Consider the following 6949-nt stretch of genomic DNA (forward strand, 5'->3'; position numbering starts at 1 on the left):
AATCCAGGTCCGGGCGCCGCCGAAGCGGGACACCGACACGCGCTCACCCGACCACGCGGAACCCTTGGCCGCCGACGCGACGAGGCCGCCGCGCAAGCCAGGCACAAAGCCTGTGATGGAGTTCAACCTAGCCTGCTGCATAACGTGAAAGCTCAGCGGGCGGCGAAGCCGTCCGCTGGAGCGAAAGGTTGGGCAGCAGGCTGGTACCAGACCTCAGTACCCACAGGAACATCTGATTTTGAGAGCCCGCGGAAGACACAACCCCACCGCAACTCCTTGGGCGGCGGTGTTTGCGAAATCCACTGAACCGTAAGCGTTGCTTGCACGGCGGAACCGTTGGGCATTCGCAGCTGGACTTCCAGATTGGCTGGACCGCCGTAGTCCTGAGCGAGCGGGCCGGGCACAACCACGAGACCGCCGAAGGCCGGAATTTCGAAAGTGTCCTCGACTCTCAAAAGTAGGTTCATATGCCTGCTGCTCAACGTGCGAGCTCAGCGGACGGCGGAGCCGTCCGCTGCAGCGAATGGTTAGGCATCACTGACCACCCCCGCGATTGATCGGTTTGTGCTCAAGCCCACTAAGCAGTGAGGCGATCTCGTCTTCGCCTTTCTCCCCGGCTGCATCTGCGGCACTCGAGCCTCTGTCGTCGCGTCGATTCAAATCCGCTCCGCGAGCGAGTAGCAGGCGCACCGAGTCCATCTCCCCGAAGGCAGCCGCGCTCATCAAGGGAGTAACCCCTTGGATCGTGGCACCATCCATGTCCGCGCCCGCGTCCAGTAGTACTTCCATGACTTCGGGCCAACTAACGGCGTCGTGGAGAAGCGAAAGACCGTGAACGTCGCGTCGGTTGACATCAACCCCTGCGTCGATCAGCAACCGGACGATTGGCAGGTGACCACGGTCCGCGGCAATACTGATGGCGGTAAAGCCGAAGTCATTTGTTGCATCCCTCGATGCACCGCGATTTAGGGCCGCCTGCGCGGCCGCAAGATCACCATCTGTCGCCGCCTTTAGCAGGAGTTCGTCCATATTACGCTTGATGCCTAACGTTCGCGCTCAGCGGGCGGTGAAGCCGTCCGCTGCAGCAACAGGTTGAAGCTCATTGTTCGCTCCATTCCTGAAGCACGCGAAGAGGACGTTCCGCTCCGCGCCACAACAATACTTGATAGTGATCGTCGCCTGCGAGCCCGTCAGCGCTGAGTGAACCCAGGCGCGAGTACAGAACGGCGACTTCATACTGCCCCGGCTGAAGCTGCCAATTCAGAACGGCGCCGCCGGTGCACTCATGGACTTGAAGATGTCCGCTGGGCAGAGCCAACGAACACTCAACGACGTGATCGGCAGCGCGGTTTTGCAATTGCGGGGCCACATCGTGCAGTTCCACTTGCACCGGGACCGTCATGTTCCGAACTGGACAGACCACTACAACGTTGGCTGCCGCTTTTGCGCGGTGTGCGACGTCAGCATCTGTCCAATCTACGGGCGCCGGCGGATTCACCGCACCGTCCTGGACATAGAACTGGTGATAGTCAGCGAAGACTTCAATGGACTCCGTGCGGATGCTGGGCATGGCCGATGAGCTTCAACGTGAAAGCTCAGCGGACGGCGAAGCCGTCCGCTGCAGCAGAGGGTTAGCCATCATTGTTGCCATACGGGCAGAACGCGGCGTGGAAGCACGGCACCACATATCACTCCAGCCAATAGGCCGAGAGCGGCAATAAGGAGGCCTGTGCTGGAGAAGCGATGCCCGTAGAGCAGGCGTTCCAAGACTGGAAAGCCATAGACAAGACCAAAGGAACCAGCGCAAACGGCAACCACCCAGGCTCGAGAAGGAATGCGATTGCGAAGGCGAGACCAAGCAAGCAGGGAGGCAACAAACAGCGCGGCGCAAACGAGGACGGATGGCGCTGCCTCCTGATACAGCCCCGGAAGCTCGCCAAGCGGGAAAGATAAAGACTCTCTCGTCGAACCAGCCCAGATAGCAAGACAAACGCCGACAAACCCGACCAGCGGCGCCACACAAAGCACTAGGCCGACAGTGCCTAAAGATCGAAGGATGAGGCTTGCCCGAGTCATGATGGCTAACGTAACGCCGACAAACCCGACCAGCGGCGCCACACAAAGCACTAGGCCGACAGTGCCTAAAGATCGAAGGATGAGGCTTGCCCGAGTCATGATGGCTAACGAGGCTGGGCAATAACCCGATTTCTGCGATGCCCGCAGCGGCTGATCACCGTGGATGCTGAGGAATTCTTCATCGTTTGATGCGTCGAGCCGCCGGCCCGATTGGATTGGACCTTGTGAATGCCCTGTGTGGCGCTTCTGGCGCCTTGCTCGCGCTGCGCACCTTTCCCATTCCTCATGATCGTTCGCCTCTGTTGGCGATCTTCTCGATGTTGTGCACCAGGCAGAACAGCCGCCACTGCGTGCCGACCTTGTCCTTGCCGCGCAGCGTGAAGCGGCTCAAACGCTTGTTGTGGCGCAGGTTGGCGAACACCGGCTCGACCGTGGCGATGCGCTGGCTGTAGAGCCGGCGACCTCGTGGGCTGTCGATGGCCTGGCGCATGCGGTGCAGCGGGTCTTGAGGATCGTCAGGCATTCGGGTGTGCAGCGCCACCGTTCTGCGCGTGGCGTCTGGCTTGCGGATGCATTGAGCGCGCTGCGCGCACCTCGTGCAATCGCTGGCGCCGGCCTTGAAGTCCTGCCGCAGGTACAGCCCCACTTTGTACAGCGCGCCACTGCTTCGCAGCGTGCAGCCCGCCGGGCATGTGCAGGTGTTGTCGCCGTGGAAGACGAAGTCGCGCGTGCCGAAGAAGCCCTTGACCTTCGGATTGGGGCTTTCGCCTCGCGCTCGCTTGTCAGCGAGCACTTCGCCCTTCGCCTTGTGCTTGGCCTGCTCTGCGAAGCGCTCGTCGCGCTGGCGCATCGCGTTGTCGGCCACGAGGGCCGGGATGGCGGCCTCGCACAAGGCCTGGACGTTGTCGTTGGAGTGGTAGCCGGCGTCTGCGGTGATCAAGGTGTCGGGCGCGCGCACCGCAGCCGTCGCTTCGATCATGGGCAGCAGCATGTGCTGTTCTGAGCCTGATCCCGTCACCTCGGCGGCCACGATGATCTGGTTCTCGCTGTCCACCGCCGCCTGCGCGGCGTAGCCCTGCAACACGCCTTTGCCTGTGGCCATCTTGGCGCTGTCGGGGTCGGTCACGTTGCTCTTGAGCTCCTGGCCACGATCGTTGCGCCGTGGCTCGTTGCGGGCCACGAAGTCGCGCGTGGCCTGGGCTTCACGGCGCAGTTCATCGACACGAGCCTGGCGCTTGGCGTCAAGCGTTTGCGCGCTGTCGCCGCCAGCGTCCTGCGCCTGATGGAGTTCCAGGATCTTGTCGGCCGCCTTGTCCAGCCTCTCCGCCCGATGCTTGAGCTCCTCATGCGTGCCGCTGCGCTCCTTGCTGGCATTGCTGGGCAGCTTGACGCCGTCAATGGCGAACATCTGCCGCCCGATCAAGCCCATGCGGTCGCAGGTGAGCAGCACCTGCGTGAACAGCGGCTGGATCTGTCCCTTCAGCTCGCGCACGAACTTGGCGATGTGGGTGTAGCTGGGCTGGCTGTCGCCGCTGATGGCAATGAACTGCACATGGTGCAGGCAGGCATGCTCGATGCTGCGGCTGGAGACCAGGCCCCGGCTGTACGCCAGCAGCACGATCTTGAGCATCACGCGCGGGTCGTAGGCGCTGGCGCCGACTTCATCGTTGCTGAACTTGGCATCCAACGCGCTCAGGTCTAACTCATGATCCACCAGATGATCCAGCGCGAACTCGAACGTGCCGGGTTGAATCTGCTCGGCCAGCACAACAGGCAGAAAGCGGGGACTGCGATCTACGAGCTTGTAGCGTGGCATTGGCTTCATCCGGCTGCAGCGTGATGACTTCGATCGTGCCGACACGCCTGCGTCGGTGACAGTCGGATTTACCGCATGCCGTTGGGTTATTGCACAGCGTCAACGTGCAAGCTCAGCGGGCGGCGAAGCCGTCCGCTGCAGTGAAAGGTTGGGCGTCACGTCGCCGCTAGACCTCCGCGTCATACACCTCCCGGCCAAGTGCCAACGTTAACTTGGCGCAGAGCTTGGTGACCCATCCCCGGAAAAGCAGAGGGTCTACGTTTCCTTCCAGCAAGAGGCCGCTTGGTTCGACTGACGCAGCCACGAAGTTGGAACTATCGAGTGGGCCAAACCAGCATGCCACTGCCTGCCCTGGTACCCAGTCGCCCATCGATTCGTAGACAGCCGTGACTTTGGCCCATTCGGAGTCAGCCAAGTCATACGGGAGATTGAGGGTGATCGATTCGCTCATGTGAGTGACGCCCAACGTCGAAGCTCAGCGGGCGGCGAAGCCGTCCGCTGGAGCGAAGGGTTGGGCATTGGCCGCAGCCAGCACGGAACAAGCCATGGCCATGAGCGNGCCCAACGTCGAAGCTCAGCGGGCGGCGAAGCCGTCCGCTGGAGCGAAGGGTTGGGCATTGGCCGCAGCCAGCACGGAACAAGCCATGGCCATGAGCGGCGAATGATCAACTGAGCCCAGGTTGGAGACAAAGCCGAACTCTCCCGATTGGCGAAAACTTTGAATCCACTCCTGCAACTCGGACAGCAGCCAGTCAGGGCACCCGTCGATAACTGACGCATCCTGTGCTTCAGCCAAGCAACGAACCGCAGCGAAGGTAGCGTCCGCGCGAGCCTGACGATCACAGAGAAATCCGTACTCCCGCTCGATGCGGTAGGCGGATTCCACAGCTTCGTTGATCTTTGAGTCCATGGCGTCCAGAAGATGCTCAACGTAAAAGCTCAGCGGGCGGCGAAGCCGTCCGCTGCAGCGACCAGTTATGCCGAGCGCCGTTTGTCGAAGCGCCGGTGGCCGCGACACGACGAAGCNCCGCTTCGTCGAGAAGGAGCCGATGTCCAGCTGGACCAAGGCTGCGAAGATGCTCAACGTAAAAGCTCAGCGGGCGGCGAAGCCGTCCGCTGCAGCGACCAGTTATGCCGAGCGCCGTTTGTCGAAGCGCCGGTGGCCGCGACACGACGAAGCGGCCGAAGTTGGAAGCCGTCGCAGGCTGAGGCGAGCACGCTTGGTGGACTAGCCGGAAGCGCGGTGCAGGCGGAATCCGACACCTGGGCGCTGGCCACGCGTGACACCGAAACGTGCTCGCCCGAACACGCGGACCGCTCGGTCGCCGACGCAACGAGCCCGCGGCGCAAGCAGGGAACAAAGCGCTCGATGAAGTTCAAGCTAGCGTGCTGCATAACGTNCGCCCGAACACGCGGACCGCTCGGTCGCCGACGCAACGAGCCCGCGGCGCAAGCAGGGAACAAAGCGCTCGATGAAGTTCAAGCTAGCGTGCTGCATAACGTCGAAGCTCAGCGGACGGCGAAGCCGTCCGCTGCAGCGATAGGTTAGCCATCATTTCAGCCTCGCAATCAGGCTTTGCATGCGGCCGCTCCACGCGGGGAATTCCTTCTTGTTCTCTTGCCACAGCTCCCGAAGCTCAGACTTGGGGCCGTTCAGAACACGTAACACCGCCTTCGCCGCGACGGGCGCGAGCTTTGCGATTTCGGCTTTCTGTTGCTGTTCCAGCCAAGACGACAGTTCCTTGGGCAGAGATTTAGACGGCCTTCCTTTTGATGCTGCAACGACCTCGGCCGCTGCGACGGCCATCGAGCACTCCGGAGCTTCAAGATATCCATCGGCGAGCGCCGCATTGAGCGCGACCGAAATGAATTTTGGACCCTTGGACCGAGCACATTGACTGGCCCAGTCCATAGCATCATCGTTGCTGAAGCTATCCGACTCCCACGCGCCCGCTCGAGCCTGTGAAACGAATGCTGATGTTGCGGCGAGAAGTATGAGATCGCGACGGTTCATGTATGGCTAACGTGAAAGGTCAGCGGGCGGCGAAGCCGTCCGCTGCAGCGACCGGTTATGCCGAGCGCAGTTTGTCGAAGCGCCGGTGGCCGCGACACGACGAAGCCGCCGAAGTTGATACCCGCCGCAGGCTGAGGCGAGCAGGCTTGGTGGACTAGCCGGAAGCGCAATGCAACGCGGAATCCAGGTCCGGGCGCCGCCGAAGCGGGACACCGACACGCGCTCACCCGACCACGCGGAANGGCTGAGGCGAGCAGGCTTGGTGGACTAGCCGGAAGCGCAATGCAACGCGGAATCCAGGTCCGGGCGCCGCCGAAGCGGGACACCGACACGCGCTCACCCGACCACGCGGAATCCTTGGCCGCCGACGCGACGAGGCCGCCGCGCAAGCCAGGCACAAAGCTGCTGATGGAGTTCAACCTAGCCTGCTGCATAACGTGTGAGCTCAGCGGACGGCGAAGCCGTCCGCTGCAGCGAAGGGTTGAACGTCATTGCCGGCCAGCGCCTCCAGTTCGCGCACATGCNTGCTGCATAACGTGTGAGCTCAGCGGACGGCGAAGCCGTCCGCTGCAGCGAAGGGTTGAACGTCATTGCCGGCCAGCGCCTCCAGTTCGCGCACATGCAGGGACCGAGCCAGTCCTTCGCCGCCTGCCGTGGCGCAACTGGCGCACCACCGAGCGCGCTCCAACGCGAAGCGAAGCATTGCTTCCTTGAGGCGCGGTGAGGCGACGTGCGCCTGCGCGACCTGCAGTGCTACTGCCGCATAGTCGCAATCGCGAAACCAGCCAAGCTGGTCCGATTCGGTTGCCAACTGCGCGAACAGCGTGCGGAGATCCGCGGCGTCTGGAGAACTCGCAATTGCCTGAACTAAGGTGTCCGCGGCAGCCGTGCTCGCACCCCTGCTCTGAACTTCTGCGCGATACGCGTGCAACTTATCCATGACGTTCAACGTAAAAGCTCAGCGGGCGGCGAAGCCGTCCGCTGCAGCGACCAGTTATGCCGAGCGCCGTTTGTCGAAGCGCCGGTGGCCGCGACACGACGAA

The 6949-nt window shown here is 62.4% G+C and carries 6 protein-coding genes; all 6 read right to left on the bottom strand.

The genetic code is table 11. From position 1 onward, the window contains the following. Window positions 1-152: 152 nt before the first annotated feature. The gene (locus ASC95_RS30675) at window positions 153-467 is read right to left on the bottom strand and encodes a hypothetical protein (protein WP_157256319.1); all 315 of its coding nucleotides are present in this window, start codon (window positions 465-467) and stop codon (window positions 153-155) included. A 67-nt stretch (window positions 468-534) separates the two neighbouring features. Continuing rightward, window positions 535-1029 (bottom strand): ankyrin repeat domain-containing protein, encoded by a 495-nt coding sequence (locus ASC95_RS14260; protein WP_057298397.1) that lies wholly within the window; start codon window positions 1027-1029, stop codon window positions 535-537. Between the two features lie 70 nt (window positions 1030-1099). Further along, window positions 1100-1570, bottom strand: a complete 471-nt coding sequence (locus tag ASC95_RS30680) for a hypothetical protein (protein WP_157256320.1) — start codon at window positions 1568-1570, stop codon at window positions 1100-1102. A gap of 789 nt (window positions 1571-2359) precedes the next feature. Next, on the bottom strand, window positions 2360-3892 hold the full coding sequence (locus ASC95_RS14270; protein WP_057298399.1) for an IS1182 family transposase: 1533 nt from the start codon (window positions 3890-3892) through the stop codon (window positions 2360-2362). A 1552-nt stretch (window positions 3893-5444) separates the two neighbouring features. After that, the gene (locus ASC95_RS14285) at window positions 5445-5906 is read right to left on the bottom strand and encodes a DUF4259 domain-containing protein (protein WP_082567805.1); all 462 of its coding nucleotides are present in this window, start codon (window positions 5904-5906) and stop codon (window positions 5445-5447) included. A gap of 544 nt (window positions 5907-6450) precedes the next feature. Continuing rightward, entirely contained in the window at window positions 6451-6846 is a 396-nt protein-coding gene (locus tag ASC95_RS14290) for a hypothetical protein (RefSeq protein WP_057298403.1), read from the bottom strand. Between the last annotated feature and the right edge of the window lie 103 nt (window positions 6847-6949).

The sequence above is a fragment of the Pelomonas sp. Root1217 genome (genome assembly GCF_001425705.1).
Classification (GTDB): domain Bacteria; phylum Pseudomonadota; class Gammaproteobacteria; order Burkholderiales; family Burkholderiaceae_C; genus Pelomonas.